The organism is Thioalbus denitrificans, assembly GCF_003337735.1.
GTDB lineage: Bacteria > Pseudomonadota > Gammaproteobacteria > DSM-26407 > DSM-26407 > Thioalbus > Thioalbus denitrificans.
Genome location: NZ_QPJY01000017.1, coordinates 46,522 through 61,196, shown reverse-complemented (window position 1 = coordinate 61,196; position 14,675 = coordinate 46,522). Strand labels below are relative to the sequence as shown.

Here is a 14,675-nt window from a genome sequence, read left to right as displayed (position 1 = left end):
TGCTCCTCTTTCTTGGCGGTTAGAGGGGGCCATGATGCTACCGTGGCTTGTCCTCTCACCGCCAAACTGAGTTGCACTTACGAGTTGAATTCAGGTCCTGTTAATCCTGTCTATTAAAAAAAATGGAAACCCTGCTGGAGATCGAGGAGCTGGCCTGCAGTTACGGGGCAGAGCCGGTGGTGGACGGCCTGAACCTGCATCTGCACGAGGGCGGGATCGGCTGCCTGCTCGGGCCGAGCGGCTGCGGGAAGACGACGGTGCTGCGGGCCATCGCCGGGCTCGAGCCGCTGCGGGGCGGGCGCATCGCGCTCGAGGGCAGGACCCTGGCGACCGCCGCCGGCGGCCTGCCGCCGGACCGGCGGCGGGTGGGCATGGTGTTCCAGGACTACGCGCTGTTTCCCCACCTGACCGCGGCGGAGAACGTCGCCTTCGGGCTGAAGGGACTCTCGCGCCGCGCGCGCCGGGAGAACGCCGCCGAGCTGCTGGAGCTCGTGGGGCTGACGGGGCTCGGGGAGCGCTACCCGCACGAGCTCTCCGGCGGCCAGCAGCAGCGGGTGGCGGTGGCCCGGGCCCTGGCGCCCGCCCCCTGCCTGCTGCTGCTCGACGAACCCTTCTCCAACCTGGACGTGGAGCTGCGCGAACGGCTGGGCCAGGATATCCGCGCCGCCCTGAAGAGCCGCGGCATCGCCGCGCTGTTCGTCACCCACGACCAGCAGGAGGCGTTCCTGCTCGGCGAGCGGGTGGGCGTCATGCACCAGGGCCGCCTGCTGCAGTGGGATACGCCCTATCAGCTCTACCACGAGCCCGCCGGCCGTTTCGTGGCCGATTTCATCGGTGAGGGCCGGTTCCTGGCCGGCATCCTGCGGGCGCCGGACACGGTGGAGACCGAGCTGGGCACGATTCGGGGCAACGTGGCCTACTCATGGCCCCGTGGTGCACGGGTGGAACTGCTGCTGCGGCCCGATGACCTGGTGCCGGACCCGGAATCCCCGGTGCAGGGCACGGTCACCGCGCGCGCCTTCCGCGGCGCGGAGACGCTCTACACCCTGCGCCTGCCGAGCGCCACGGAGCTGCTGATGCTGGCGCCGAGCCGCCAGGATTTCGCCACGGGCGCCACGGTGGGTCTGCGCGCGGTGGTGGACCACTTCATCGCCTTTCGCGATGCGGGCTGATCCGCTCTCTGCGCCCGGGATGACACCGCCGTCCGGAATAGCGGACCCGCCTCCTGCCCGGGAGGCGGCGACCGGTCGCTTGCGGGTGCCGACCCGCCCCCTCCGGTCCGCAATTCGCAGCAGTATTGTCGGAAACCCCGCCAGGCTTTAGGCTGTAGGGGAGACAGCGGCAGTCACTACAGGCGGGTGGAATACCCGCCTGTCAACGCATGACACTCCGTTTGCCGCACCTGCTCCGCCCCTCTTCCCTGTGGCCTTTGAGCGGAGCAGCAACGAAACCGCAAAGGTGCCATCTATGTTCACACGCCTGGCCAGACGAGAGGATGCGGGGCATATCGCCTGCATCTACAACCAGGTCATCGAGGAGCGCTCCGCCACCTTCGAGACCGAGCACCGCAGCCTGGAGAGCATCCTGGACTGGATGGAGAAGGCGATGCCGGTCGTGGTGGTGGAGGCGGACCAGGCCATCGCCGGCTTCTCCGCCTGCTTTCCCTACCGCCCACGCCCCTGCTACCAGGGAGTCGCGGAGTTCTGCATCTACGTCCAGAAGGAATGGCGAAGACAGGGCGCCGGGACACTGGCTCTGGAGCGGCTGCTGACCGAGGCAGAGCAGGCCGGGATGTGGAAGATGGTCGCCCGGGTGTTCCCGGAGAACATCGCCGGCCTGCGGCTGCTGGAGCGCCTCGGCTTCCGGGTGGTCGGCACCTACCAGCGCCACGCCCGACTGGACGACGAGTGGCGCGACGTGCACATCCTGGAGTACCTCCTTTCCAATGCCCGCAACGGCCTGACCCGACCCGAGTAGACCCGCGGGCTGCCGCCTCAGGCGTCGCGCTCCGGGCTCCCCACCCCCTCATGGTGGACCAGCTGGCGCAGGAGGAACTCCTCGTCCCGGGGCGCGAGGTCGAAGCGCAGCGCCGCCGCCTCCACGACCGCCGCGTCACAGCGCCCCTGTTCGGCGATCCACGCCAGGGCCCGGCGCAGCGACTCGCCGCGGGGAACGACGGGATCGATGCTCATGACTCGTTGGCGACGCCATGGGGGACATGACCCGCGGTGACGTGCCGCGCGGCGGATTCCACGTGCCCCTGCTGATCGTCGAAGAAGATGTCGGCGCCGAACACCCGCAGGAACTCCCCCTTGTCCATGCCGCCGAGGAAGATGGCCTCGTCGATGCGGATGTCCCAGGCCCGCAGGGTGCGGATGACCCGCTCGTGGGCCGGCGCCGAGCGGGCGGTGACCAGCGCGGTGCGGATGGGCGCATGGGCCGGGTCGGGGTACTCCTTCTGGATCCGGTGCAGGGCGGCGAGGAAGTTCTTGAACGGTCCCCCGGCGAGCGGGGTGCGCGCCGCGCTGCGCTCGCTTTCGGCGAACCGGGCCAGCCCCTCGGTCTTGAAGACCCGCTCCGCTTCGTCGGAGAACAGTACCGCGTCGCCGTCGAAGGCGATGCGCAGCGGCCCCGGCGGGCCCTCATCCGGATGCTCCGTGCGCGCCGGAATGATGGTGGCGGCGGCGCAGCCTGCCTCCAGGGCGGCACGCACGTCGCCGGGCTCGGCGGAGAGGAACAGGTGGGCGCCGAAGGCGGCCACGTACCGGTAGGGCGGATCCCCGCTGCTGAAGGCGGCCCGGGTGATGGTCAGCCCGTGGTGCTGGATGGAGTTGAAGACCCGTAGCCCGGTGTCGGCGCTGTTGCGCGAGAGGAGAATCACCTCCACCCGCGGGTTGTCGCCGGAGAGGGTGTTGATGGCCAGCAGCTTGCGCACCAGCAGGAAGGCCATGCCCGGATCCAGTGGCACCTCCTCGTGCTCGATCTGGTAGCGGCTGTAGGCCTCCACCCCCTCCTCCACGAACACGCGATGGCTCTCCTCCAGGTCGAACAGCGCCCGCGAGGAGATCGCCACCACCAGCTTGTCACCGAGATCCACGGCCATGATGTTATTAAACCACGAATGACCTACAGACTTTTATAGACAGGATTTACAGGATTCACAGGATTAAGGATGTATTAGGTATTAGGTTTTAAGTTTCATTCCGGTCGTCGGGCAGTTGGAGCAGTGCATGCGCTCAAGTCATTCATCACGACTGCCGGAGTAGCTTGCCTTCCGCTTTTCACCATCTGCGTAATCTGTGTAATCTGCGGATAACAGGTCTTTTCTGTTTCATCCTGTAAATCCTGTAAATCCTGTAAATCCTGTCTATTCAAAAAAAACGTCACCCGTCGAAGTCGCCCGGGGCCCATTCCCGCCAGCCGGCGAGCAGGGGGAAGTAGAGGCCGAGGCGGATGGGGCGGTCCTCGCGCAGGGCCATGAGGCGGGCGTAGCGCTCGAGCTGGTCGCGGTAGCGCTCCTGCTCCCGATCGAGGAACGCCTCCACCCCGCCGCCCTCGTGGGCGCTGGTCTTGTAGTCGACGATCCAGCGCACGCCGTCGGCGTCGATGAAGGTGCGGTCCATGATCACGTGCACCAGGTGGCCGCCGAGCACCCCGGTCAGGGGGTATTCGCAGCGGGCCTCCCGCTGGCCCGGGTCGAGAATCCAGCGTCCGCGCGGATCCTCCAGGCAGCGGTGCAGGGCCGCGATGACCCGGTCCGCCGCCTGCTCCAGCGCCTGCCGCGCCACCCCGCGCCGGGCCAGCGCCGCGCGGCAGACCGGCCGCAGGGAGGCCAGCCGCGCCGCCGACCAGTGCCCGCCCTGCAGCCCCATGTTCTGCAAAAGGCGGTGCACCACCGTGCCCACGTGCCGGGCCGTCTCGCCCGCCCACTCGAAGACCACCTCCGGCTCCACCGGGGTAGGCGGTGCGGTCGCCCGCCAGCCTACCGCCGGCGGCGGCTCCGGCCGCGACCAGTCCCTGACCAGGCGCAGCTGGGCCGGCGGCGGCAGCGGGACGGACGCGTCATCCGCCGCCGCGGGCGCCTCCAGCGCGGCGCTGAACGTCCCCTCCACCACCGGCCACAGGCGCGCCAGGAGTGAATCGGCGGGGGGCGCGCGCAGGGCGTCTCCCGCCTCGACGGTCTTCACGTGGCCGAGCAGGTGCACCCGGCGCCGGGCCCGGGTGACGGCCACGTAGAGCAGGCGTCCATCCTCGTGCAGACCCTTGGCCCGGTCCAGGGCGTAGAGGTGGGCGTAGATGGGATCCCGATCCCGGCCGCTGCCCTTCATCGGGGCGATGAGCAGGTCGCTCGCCCCGCCGCCGCGGGGCCGCTCCAGCCACATGAACAGCCGTTCGCTCTCACGCCGCGGGCTGCGCCCCAGCCCCGGGAGGATCACGGTATCGAACTCCAGCCCCTTGGACTTGTGGATGGTCATCAGCTGGAGCGACTCGTCGGCCTGCGTGTCGGGGCGGGCGAACAGCTTTCCGGTCTGCTCGGCCAGGCGCTCGAAATCGGTCAGGTCGCCGCCCTCCTCCAGCCCCTCCAGCATCTCCAGGTAGACCCGGGCATCGGCGAGCGCCGTGTGGTCCTCCACGCAGGCCGGTCCGCCCAGCGCCAGCCAGCACCCCTCCACCCAGCGCCGCAGGGGCCGGCGGCCCCGCCCGGCGAGGGTGGCCACCAGCACCGCGCGCACCCGCTCCAGCCGCTCGCGGGCATCGGGGTCCAGGCTGTCGAGCCGCCCGGGCTCGTTGATGAGCGTCCACAGGGTCCGCTCCGGCGCGTCCCCCGCCAGCCGCTGCAAAGCCGCCAGGTCCAGTCCACACCAGGGCGCCCGCAGGAGCGCCAGCCAGGCGATGCGGTCGGCGGGATGGAGCAGGGCCCGGGTCAGCGCCAGCAGGTCCTGCACCACCGGCCGATCGCCCAGGGGCTCGATGTCGATGGCGCGGAACCGCAGTCCGGCCGCCTTCAGGGCCGGCGCGATGGCGGCCAGGTGGGTGCGGCCGCGCACCAGCACGGCAATCCGCCCCCCCGGGTCCTCCGCGCGAGCGGCCTGCACCAGCCGCACCACCCGGGCCGCCTCGGCGGCATGGGCGGCGCCGAGGAAGGGATGGACCTCCACCGCCGGCTCCGGCAGCCCGGGCCGGGTGGCGACGGCCCCGGCATGGGCCACGGCGCCGGAGGCGATGTCGTCGCGCCCGGGCAGGATTCGGGCGAAGGCGTCGTTCACCCATTCGACCACCCCGGCCTGGGAGCGGAAATTGCGGCTCAGGCGCAGCGGTTCGAGCGCCACCATGCCGATGCCGCTGCGCCAGGCACGCAGGAACAGCCCCACCTCCGCCTCGCGGAAGCGGTAGATGGACTGCATGGGATCGCCCACCAGGAACAGGGTCCTGCCGTCACCCGGCTCCCAGCCGGCGGTGAGCCGCTCGAGCAGGGCGAACTGGGCCTCGGAGGTGTCCTGGAACTCGTCCACCAGCAGGTGGCGGATGCGGTAGTCCAGCGCCAGGGCCAGGTCGGTGGGCGCCTCCGGCTCGCCCAGGGCCTCCAGCGCCCCCCAGGCCACGGCGGTGAAGTCCACCTGGCCGCGGGCCTGGAACACCAGCCGCAGCTGCGCCACCGCCACCGGCAGCAGCTCGAACAGGGATTCGAGCACGGCCCACTGGAACTCGTCGTAGGCTGCGGGCGGCAGGTCGCGGACCGCGTGCAGGGTCGTGGCCAGGTCGCCGTGCGCGCCCAGCTCCGCCACCAGGCGCTCGAAGTCGTCCTTCAGCGCCTGCCGGCGCGCCTTCTCGGCGGCGTCCCGGGTGCCGCTCGGCGCCGGGAAGCCCTGGGCCTGGCTGACCCGCCGGCGCCACTCCCCGCTCCGGGTGAGCAGCAGCTCGGCCAGTCCCAGCCACAGGGACCGGGCCGCTTCCAGCCCCTCCGGCACGGCCGCCACGCCCGCGCAGGCCAGCACCGGGCTCTCCACCCCGGCGGCGGCGAGGTTCTCCGCCGCCGCCCGCGCCACGGACAGCGTCGCCTGGAGGGACGCGGACGGAAATGCGTCGTGCAGGGTTTCCAGCGCATCGGTCAGCAGCCGCCGCAGGCCCGCTTCCAGGGTCTCGCGCCGGACGCGCGGATTGTCCGGGTCGGCCACGTGGCGCAGCCACTGGTCGCGCCGGGCCAGCATCTCCGCCAGCAGCGACTCCACCCGCCCCCAGTTGTTGTCCAGGTGGAGCAGCAGCCGCTCCACGGCACCGCCCCAGGCAGCCCCGCTGTCCAGCTCGCGCAGGGTCTCGCGCGCCGCCTCCCGGTAGAGCTCCGCGGCATCCTCGGCGATGGCCGGCGGCGCGCCGAAACCGGAGAGGACGGGCATCTGCCGGGTGAGCGCCGCGTTGAGGGCGTCGATGGTGAAGATGCGCAGGCGATCGGGGGTCGCGGCGAGGCGCCAGCCGCGTTCCTCAGCGTGCGCCAGCACCGCCCGGGCGAGCTCCCAGGTACGCCGCTCGTGCGCCGCCGCCGGCTCGCTCCCGCCGGCGGCGGCCAGCGCCTCCAGGATGCGCCCGCGCATCTCGCCGGCGGCCTTGCGGGTGAAGGTGATGGCCATCACCTCCTCGGGCTCCTCCACCCGCACCAGCAGCGCCAGGAAACGCTGGGTGAGCAGGCCGGTCTTGCCGGAGCCGGCGGGCGCCTGGACGATGAAGGAGCGTTCCGGATCGAGCGCCGCGGCCCGCGCGGCGATGTCGGCCCGGACCCGATCCGGCTGCGCCGCCTCACTCATCGCCAGCCTCCCCGGAAACGCCGTTCTCCGCCTCGGGCGGCGGTGCGACGGAGTGGACGCGGCACAGGGCGGGGAGCGGACACCAGGCGCAGGTAACGGGGTAGTGCTTCGGCGCCACCCGCGCATCGCCGGCGCGGAACTCCGCGGCCAGCCGCTCCAGGACGGTGCGCCAGCGGGCGATCATGGCGTTCCACTCCCCGCCGGTGAGACCGGCGACCCGGCCCGCGTCCACCGCCTCCACCCCCGGCAGCAGCTCCGCGCCGTCGGACAGGCCCAGGAAGCCGCACTCGCCCGGCCGGACCTGGGCGAAGGCGAGCGCCGCCACCGGCGCCGCCGCAGTGACCGCGTACAGGGGCAGCTGCGGCTCGTCGGGCCGCTCACCGAACCAGCCGGCCACCCGGGTCCGTCCGCTCTTGTAGTCGATGACGGCCAGGCGTCCGTCCGCCAGCCGGTCGATGCGGTCCATCCGCAGCCGCAGCTCCAGGCCGCCGAAGACCACCTGGCGCTCGCGCTCCACTCCCGCCACGGTGAAGGGCGGGCGGCCCCGCTCCACCTCCAGCCACTCTCCCAGCAGGCGCAGCAGGCGCTTCCGCTCCAGGGCGCGGAAGGACGCGGTGACCGTCTGCGGCCGCTCCCGCTCCAGCTCGGCGAGCACCGCGTCCACCACGGCGTCGAGGAGGGCCGCGAGCCCGCCGTCACGCGCCACGGCAGCGAATCCCTCCGAGTCACCGAGCCGCTCCCACAGGGCCTGGAGCAGGCGGTGCAGGAGCGAACCCCGCTCCAGGGGGTCCAGGCCCGGCTGCGGTTCGCCGAGCGGCGTTGCGCCGAGGCGCAGCTCGGCGAAGGCACGGAACGGGCAGGCGGCCTGGAGCTGCAGCAGGCGTGCGCCGCCGGGCGCCCGGCTTCCCTCCAGCGGCGGCCCCACCGGCTCGGCCATCGGCTCCAGCCGGGCCGCGCCGCGGATGTGCGCCACGAGCCGCGGCGTGGCGAGGTCCGGGAACTGCGTTTCCGGCAGGGCCGCGATGAGCGGGCTGGGCCGCAGATCCCGGTCGCCGTCGAGCCGCGGGCTGGAGAGGACGATCTCGGGAGCACTGGCCCGGAGCCGGTCCAGGGTGCGGGCGGCATAGGCCAGCTCGCGCTCGGCGGAGGCGTGGGGCAGACCCAGCCGGCGCTGCAGGCTGTAGGGCAGGAAGGGATTGGGCCGGACCGGGGCCGGCCACGCCTCGTCGTGCAGCCCCAGCACCCACAAGGCATCGAAACGGGCGCCGCCGGACTCCAGCACGCCCAGCACCTGCACCGGTGCCGTGTCGCCCTCGGGCTGGAAGGCGCTCTCGGCGGCCAGGCGGCGCAGACGCGTCATGGCCGCGCCCGGCCCCAGCTGCCGTTCCACCAGCTCCACGGCGGCGAAACGCTCCAGCAAGTTGCGCCAGGCGCCGAGCACCTGGTACTCGGCGCTGTCCAGGGTACGCTTTCCCGGCCAGCCGGCCAGATCCAGAAGCCGGCTGAAATGCTCGGCCCAGCCGCCGGCGGTGCGCGGCGGGTTCTCGCGGCGGGACGCCTCCCGCGCCCGGGCGAGCAGCCCGGCCAGGCCGGGACAGCTCCATGGCCGGGGCAGCCCCTCGCCATCCACGGCCCCGGCCAGCGCCAGCAGGCCCCGGAGCGTCACCGTGAGCTCGCCATCCTCGCGCAGGCGGGCATCCAGCAGCGCCCGCGCCGGCAGTTCATCCGGCTCCCCCAGGTAGGGGGAGCGCAGCAGCTGTCCGACCCGCTCCAGCGGCACGGGCCGGCGCAGCAGCTCGAGCACACCCAGGGCGGCGTTCACCAGCGGCTGGTCCAGCAGCGGCGCCCCCAGGGAGAGATTGAACGGGCGCGGGTCCCCCCCCGCGCCGGGCAGCAGCGCCCCCGGACGCAGGGCGTCGTCGAAGCAGCGGGCGATGCGGGTGCGCTGCCCGGCGAGATCGGGCACGACCACCCCGATACGGGCCTCCGGCTGCCGTTCCAGGCGCGCGCGGACCCAGGCTGCGCACGCCTCGACCTCGGCCTCGGCATCAGTGAAAGCGTGGCGCACGCACTGCCCCGGCGCCTCCGCAGCCCCCGCCTCGATCTGCTCGGTCCCGAGGCGGCCGAGATGATCGACGAATGCCCGCTGCTGGGGTGTCAGCTCGTCGAAGCCGGCCAGCAGCAGGCGTCGCGGCAGCAGCCAGGGCGCCTGCTCCAGCCGCTGGGCGAGGAGATCGGGAAGCCGGGCGGCGTCCACCCAGCCCTCATGGGCGCAGAGCGCCTGGTAGTGCCCGGCCCAGTCGCTGAAGGCGCGGCCATCATCGTTCAGGAAATCGTGCCCGGCGAGGGGAATCCGCCAGCCATGGAGCAGCCGCCAGGCTTCGGCCGCGAGCCGCGCCGCCTGTGGAACCTGCAGCAGCGCCCCCCCCGGCAGCGCCGCGAGACCGGCGCCGATGACCTGCTCCCACACCGCCTGTTCCTGGACCGGATCCAGCACGACGGCGGAATGCGCGTCCACGCCCATGAGCCCTTCCCAGAGACGGGAAAGCCAGGCGTTCCAGGGGAGGATGTCGAGGGATTCCCAGGCCCTGTCGCCGAGCTCGGAACGGCGGCGCGCATCATGGGCCCGCTGCAGATTGCGGGCAAGCCGCCGGTTGACGGTGACGACGGTGGTGCGGGGGGGAAGTTGTGCGAGCAGTGCGTCCATGGCGTGCCGGCGCAGCTTACCCCGGATGCCCCGGGGAGGCTACAGGATCACTGCAGGCCGACGGCCCGCGCCGCGGAAGCGGTCCGTCCTGGAAAGGGATGGCAGGAATGGGACCACCCGCCCGGCCGGGCCGGGCGGGATGACCGGCCCGTTCAGGCCGCGCTGGCGAGGAACTGCTCCAGCAGACGGTGCTGGGCCTCGGCCTCGTCATGCACCTCGGTATCTCCCTGGGCGATCTTCTGACAGGTGCGGGCCATGCGGGCGAACATGGCCGCATCCCAGGCGGCGTTCTTGGCCTGGGCGCTGCGCGAGGGGGGCACGGAACAGTCGGCGGCGGCGGTGGCCACGAAATGGGCGGCCTGGGCGTGCCAGTCGGTATCGCGGCCGCAGGCGGTGTAGCTCTCCACCGCGGCGGTCTTGGCGTCGCGGTTGACGCCATCGAGCTCGGTCTCCTGGGCATCGGGCTTGCGCGCCACCTCGACGGCCCGGCGTACCCTCGAGTCGTCGCTGAGATCCAGCACCCGCTCCACGAACATCGCGCCTAACACCCGTTTCTGGACCGCCGAGAGCTTCTCCAAGGCCTGTTTGAATTCCTGGTCGTTGCTGATGGACGCCATTTTGCCTCCCTTAGAGGAAACTCCTGATTGAGCCGTTGTCCGGCCGCTGCCCTGTCGACGGCGACCGTCACCGGCGGCGACCCCACCCTTTGTCTAGCACGCGCCCCCCGGGTGGTCAAATGAGGGCCGTATCGACCCGGCCCGGAACGGAACCGTCCGCCCATCCTGCCGCCAGGGGAACCCGCGGATGCGGTCTCAGCCGGATTCGGAGCCGGTGGCGACGGGGCGCCCGGGATCGCGGATCCATTCGCTCCAGGATCCCGGGTAGAGGAGCGATCCTGTCAGCCCGGCGAGCTCCATGGCCAGCAGGTTGTGGCAGGCGTTGACCCCCGAGCCGCAACTGTGGACCACCTGTGCGGGGGGCAACCCGCCCAGCCGGGCCCGGAACCGTTCGGCCAGCCGTCCGGGCGGCAGGAAGTGACCGTTCGCATCAAGATTGCCGGCAAAGGGAATGTTCAGGGCGCCGGGCACATGACCGGCCACCGGGTCGATGGGCTCCATCTCGCCGCGGTAGCGCTCCGCCGCGCGGGCGTCCACCAGGGCGTAGCGCCCCGTTCCCAGCGCGGCGGCCAGCTCGGCGGTGCCGACCCATGCCTGCCGATCGGGGTGTGCCTCGAAGCGCCGCGGCTCGGGCGCGGGGACCGTCACGGTCAGTGGACGTCCCTCCGCCAGCCAGGCGGGCAGGCCGCCGTCGAGAACCGCCACCGACCGGTGGCCCAGCCAGCGCAGCAGCCACCAGAGGCGGACCGCGAAACCGCCGCCCGCATCATCGTAGACCACCACCTGGCTGCCCGCTTCCACCCCCCATGCGCCCAGCCGGGCGGCGAGGGCCTGCGGATCCGGGAGGGGGTGGCGGCCCGTATCGGGCGTCGGTGGCGAGGAGAGATCCTCGTCCAGGTGGGCATAGCGGGCACCGGGGATGTGTCCCTGCTGATACAGACGCCGGCCCAGCCCGGCATCGGCGAGGGAGAAGCGGCAGTCGAACAGTATCCAGCCGGGCTCGTCGAGATGTGCCGCCAGGGTCCGGCTGTCCACCAGGTGCTCAAAGGGCATGGCTGTCTCCGCAAGGTGCGGCGTAACACGGGAGCCGGTCGGTGGGAACCTGGCGCATCCGGGGCGACCGGAAGCTGCGGCGCCCTATTCCGCGACGAGCTGGAGCGTGCCGATCTCCTCTTCTTCGAGCAGGCGCTGGCGGATCATGCGCCAGTGGCCGTCCTCCTCGCGGGCGATCTCCATCTCCAGCCCCATGGTGTTGACCGATGCGTCGCTGGCCCGCACGGTCTCGACGGTGGCGAACACGATGCGCCCGGCATCGTGCTCCCGCAGCACCAGCCCGCTGTAGTCCACGTGGTCAAGGATGCCCTCGTCGAACTCGTGCTTGCACTGCCGCGCCCACTCCTCGTAGCCGATGGCATCGAAACCGGGCAGGCCCTTGATGCTCACCTGCTCGGAGATCAGCGCCATGTGCGCGGCAAAGTCCTTGGCATTGACGGAAGCGGCGAACTCATCGAGGAATTGCGCCGCTATGCTACTGTCACTGTCCATCCATCCACCAGCTCCACGGGATCCAGAGATCGTTTATACCGCCCAAGAAGCCGGCAAGGCAAGATTGCCGGCGCGGCCCGGAGGCGGGCGGCCGAACCCCGCTTCACCACGAAGAACACGAAGGGCACGAAGAAAGGACTGCCCGACCGCCGCTTGGGCAGATTCACGCTGATTATTCCGTTTGAACAGAGGAAGTTGGATTTCGGCTCGAACGTAAGGCCGACTGACAAGCCAGGCAAGCCGCCGCCTTCGGCCACCCACGCGAATGACAGGTCGCGAACAATCGCCATGTCCGGAAGAAAGACCGCACGATCCGCAGTCAGGCTCCCGCGGTCTTCTTCGCGCCCTTCGTGTTCTTCGTGGTAATCAACAGCCTGCACGAGCTGCCGCCGCCTTGCCTGCGGGCGGGCGCGGAGCGCAGAATCCAGACCCATGTCCGGGACGCCATCCGCGATCGCCAAATGAAGCTGCGCACACTGATACTGATCTTCCTGATCGTGGTCGGTCTCACGCCCGTGGCCGCGGTGGTCGCCCTGAATCTGCCCATGGTGCTGGACCGGCTCGGGCTGTGGGTGCAACGGGCCCACCTGCAGAACCTGCGGCTGGAGTTCGGCGACCTGCACCGCTACCTGGCCAGCCGCGAGGAGATGGTGCGCTTTCTCGCCAACCTGCCGCCCCTCTCCCCCGAGGGTGAGACTACTTCCACCTACCCTCCCGACAGCGAACTGCAGTTCACCGACTGGATCAACCATACCCTGCGCAGCGGCCCGGAGATCTTCCGGGTCGTCTACCTCGACCGCGCGGGACGGGAGTACTACCGCCTGGAACGGCGCCAGGTGGGGGCCGAATTGAAGGCGGCGCCGCCGAATCCCGACGCCGACTACACCCCCTACTTCCGGGCCGCCATCTCCATGCAGCGGGACGGGGTCTACTTCAGCCCGCTGGAGTTCGCCCCCGCCGATGACACGGACGCACTCCATCCGATGGTCATCCGCCTGGCCACGCCCATCTTCGGCAGCGACGAGCAGCCCCGGGGGGTGGTGCTGGTGAACATCGACGCCGGTGGCCTCGCCTATGCCTACCCGGACAACCTGTGGGCGCTGGACGATGGCCGCTACCTGCCCAGCAATCCCCGCGCAGAGGCCAGCACCGGCAGCGCACTGGAGGATTTTCCCGGCCTGGGCAAGATCATGGCCCAGCCCCAGGTCGCCATCCTCGAGGACCGCCAGGGCAACCAGGTGATCTGGATGCCCCTGTTCCCGACCCAGTCAGGGGGATCCCTGTGGGTGGGGCGACGGGTGGATCCCACCGACATGGATGCCTTCCGCACCGACCTGATACGCCAGGTGGTGATCATCGTGATGGTGCTGATCGTGGTGGTGCTGGTCGTCGCGCGCTGGCTCGGCCTGCGCGCCGAACGCTTCGGCGCGGCGCTCACGGAGAATATCCGCCGGGTGCTCGACGGCGAGCAGGGCGTGGTCTTCGCCTGGCGCGGCCCGCGGGAGCTGCAGGACCTGGGGCGGGAGTTGACCCGGCTCGCCGATGCCCATGCCACCAACACCCGCAATCTCATCGCCCGGGCCGCGGAGCTGGAGGCGTCCAACCGCTACAAGTCGGAGTTCCTGGCCAACATGAGCCACGAGCTGCGCACCCCGCTCAACTCCATCATCCTGCTCTCCAAGCTCCTGGCCGCCAACGATACGGGCAATCTCACCGAGGAGCAGCGCCAGCAGGCCCGGGTCATCAATGCCGCCGGCAACGACCTGGCCACGCTCATCAACGATATCCTCGACCTGTCCAAGATCGAGGCCCGCCGCACCTCCATCTATCTGCGCGATGTGGACCCGGCGGCCCTCTGCCGGGGCCTGGTGGAGCTCATCGGGCCCCAGGTGCACAACAAGGGACTGGGCCTGGACCTGGTGGTGGAGGAGCAGGCGCCGGCCAGCCTCGAGACCGACGAGGACAAGCTGCGCCAGATCCTGAAGAATTTCCTCGCCAACGCAGTGAAGTTCACCGACCGGGGCGGCATCACCGTCACCGTGGGCCGCAACCGCGCCGGGGACGCCGATGAACGGCCGCTGGCCATCAGCGTGCACGACACCGGCATCGGCATCCCGCCGTCCCAGCATGAAATGGTGTTCGAGCCGTTCCGGCAGGTGGACGGCTCCACCAACCGCCGCCACGGCGGCACCGGCCTGGGCCTGGCCATCAGCAACGAGCTGGCCAAGCTGATGGGCGGCCGCATCGAGCTGGACAGCGACACGGGCCTGGGGACCACCTTCACGCTCCTTCTGCCGCTGACCTTCGACACCAGCGGGCTGGACGCGGAGCTTTTCAACGTCCATCGTGAAGGCGAGGGGGAGGAAGGGCCGGAGCCGGCGCCGCCCCCCGTCGCGGCCCCGCCGCCGCGCGCGGCGGCCGCTCCAGCCGCCGCGGAGCCGGGGGGCGCGGGTGAATCCCGTGAGTTCCGCGGCCGGCGGGTGCTGCTGGTGGATGACGACGTGCGCGAGCTGCTGCGCCTGACGCCGCTGCTGGAAGGCTGGGGCATGGAGGTCACCGCGGCCGGCAGCCTGGAGGAGGCCCTGCAGACACTGGACAGCGACGCCCCGTTCGAGGTGGCGCTGATGGACATGCACCTGCCGGAGCTGCAGGGCGCCGGCGGCCTGGAGCGCCTGCACGGCCATCCCGCGGGCGCCGGCCTCCCGGTCGTGGCCATCCTCGCGGCGGATGCCGATCCGGCACTGCGGGAGTACTGCGAACAGGCCGGCGCATGCACGGTCCTGCCGGGACCGACGCCCCCCGAGGCCCTGCGTGCGGCACTGCGGACACTACTGGGACAGTAGACTAGTGTACTGTTTCACTCTTGGAGGTACTTTCAGAGCCCCCCGAAAGTGCCAGGACAAGGCGCAGTGCACAGGCAATGGTTGTTCCCTTGTCAAGCGCTGCAACGCAGTCATGGTGCTTTCGGGGGGCTCCCTGCGGGCGAGCCGCTGGCCGGCCATCTGC

At 71.2% G+C, this 14,675-nt stretch carries 11 protein-coding genes; 3 read left to right on the top strand and 8 right to left on the bottom strand.

Annotation, left to right across the window (positions count from 1 at the left end; translation table 11 throughout):
- The first annotated feature begins 122 nt into the window (after positions 1 to 122).
- Together DFQ59_RS18820 and DFQ59_RS18815 are read left to right on the top strand one after the other, a co-directional pair.
- Entirely contained in the window at positions 123 to 1,172 is a 1,050-nt protein-coding gene (locus DFQ59_RS18820) for an ABC transporter ATP-binding protein (RefSeq protein ID WP_114281285.1), read from the top strand.
- A 295-nt stretch (positions 1,173 to 1,467) separates the two neighbouring features.
- Positions 1,468 to 1,977 (top strand): arsinothricin resistance N-acetyltransferase ArsN1 family A, encoded by a 510-nt coding sequence (locus tag DFQ59_RS18815; RefSeq protein WP_114281284.1) that lies wholly within the window; start codon positions 1,468 to 1,470, stop codon positions 1,975 to 1,977.
- A gap of 17 nt (positions 1,978 to 1,994) precedes the next feature.
- Here DFQ59_RS18815 and DFQ59_RS18810 read toward each other — a convergent pair whose 3' ends face one another.
- From DFQ59_RS18810 to DFQ59_RS19665, 8 genes are all read right to left on the bottom strand, one after another.
- Complete coding sequence (locus DFQ59_RS18810; protein WP_114281283.1) at positions 1,995 to 2,192, bottom strand: hypothetical protein; 198 nt, start codon at positions 2,190 to 2,192, stop codon at positions 1,995 to 1,997.
- Positions 2,189 to 3,103: a 5'-nucleotidase gene (locus tag DFQ59_RS18805; RefSeq protein WP_114281282.1), complete on the bottom strand. Its 915-nt coding sequence runs from the start codon at positions 3,101 to 3,103 to the stop codon at positions 2,189 to 2,191. The genes DFQ59_RS18810 and DFQ59_RS18805 overlap by 4 nt, the downstream gene beginning before the upstream one ends.
- A 280-nt stretch (positions 3,104 to 3,383) precedes the next feature.
- On the bottom strand, positions 3,384 to 6,800 hold the full coding sequence (locus tag DFQ59_RS18800) for a UvrD-helicase domain-containing protein (protein WP_114281281.1): 3,417 nt from the start codon (positions 6,798 to 6,800) through the stop codon (positions 3,384 to 3,386).
- The gene (locus DFQ59_RS18795) at positions 6,793 to 9,507 is read right to left on the bottom strand and encodes a PD-(D/E)XK nuclease family protein (protein WP_114281280.1); all 2,715 of its coding nucleotides are present in this window, start codon (positions 9,505 to 9,507) and stop codon (positions 6,793 to 6,795) included. The genes DFQ59_RS18800 and DFQ59_RS18795 overlap by 8 nt, the downstream gene beginning before the upstream one ends.
- Before the next feature lie 152 nt (positions 9,508 to 9,659).
- Positions 9,660 to 10,124: a hypothetical protein gene (locus tag DFQ59_RS18790; RefSeq protein WP_114281279.1), complete on the bottom strand. Its 465-nt coding sequence runs from the start codon at positions 10,122 to 10,124 to the stop codon at positions 9,660 to 9,662.
- A 195-nt stretch (positions 10,125 to 10,319) separates the two neighbouring features.
- A complete protein-coding gene (locus DFQ59_RS18785) occupies positions 10,320 to 11,177 on the bottom strand; it encodes a sulfurtransferase (protein WP_114281278.1) in 858 nt (285 codons plus the stop codon).
- Positions 11,178 to 11,261: 84 nt separating this feature from the next.
- On the bottom strand, positions 11,262 to 11,669 hold the full coding sequence (locus DFQ59_RS18780; RefSeq protein WP_114281277.1) for a Cif family virulence factor: 408 nt from the start codon (positions 11,667 to 11,669) through the stop codon (positions 11,262 to 11,264).
- The gene (locus DFQ59_RS19665) at positions 11,648 to 12,103 is read right to left on the bottom strand and encodes a hypothetical protein (RefSeq protein WP_147275290.1); all 456 of its coding nucleotides are present in this window, start codon (positions 12,101 to 12,103) and stop codon (positions 11,648 to 11,650) included. Before DFQ59_RS19665 ends, DFQ59_RS18780 begins: the two co-directional genes overlap by 22 nt.
- A gap of 27 nt (positions 12,104 to 12,130) precedes the next feature.
- Here DFQ59_RS19665 and DFQ59_RS18775 point away from each other — a divergent pair, with 27 nt between their 5' ends.
- Positions 12,131 to 14,512 (top strand): hybrid sensor histidine kinase/response regulator, encoded by a 2,382-nt coding sequence (locus DFQ59_RS18775; protein ID WP_147275289.1) that lies wholly within the window; start codon positions 12,131 to 12,133, stop codon positions 14,510 to 14,512.
- The last annotated feature ends 163 nt before the right edge of the window (positions 14,513 to 14,675 follow it).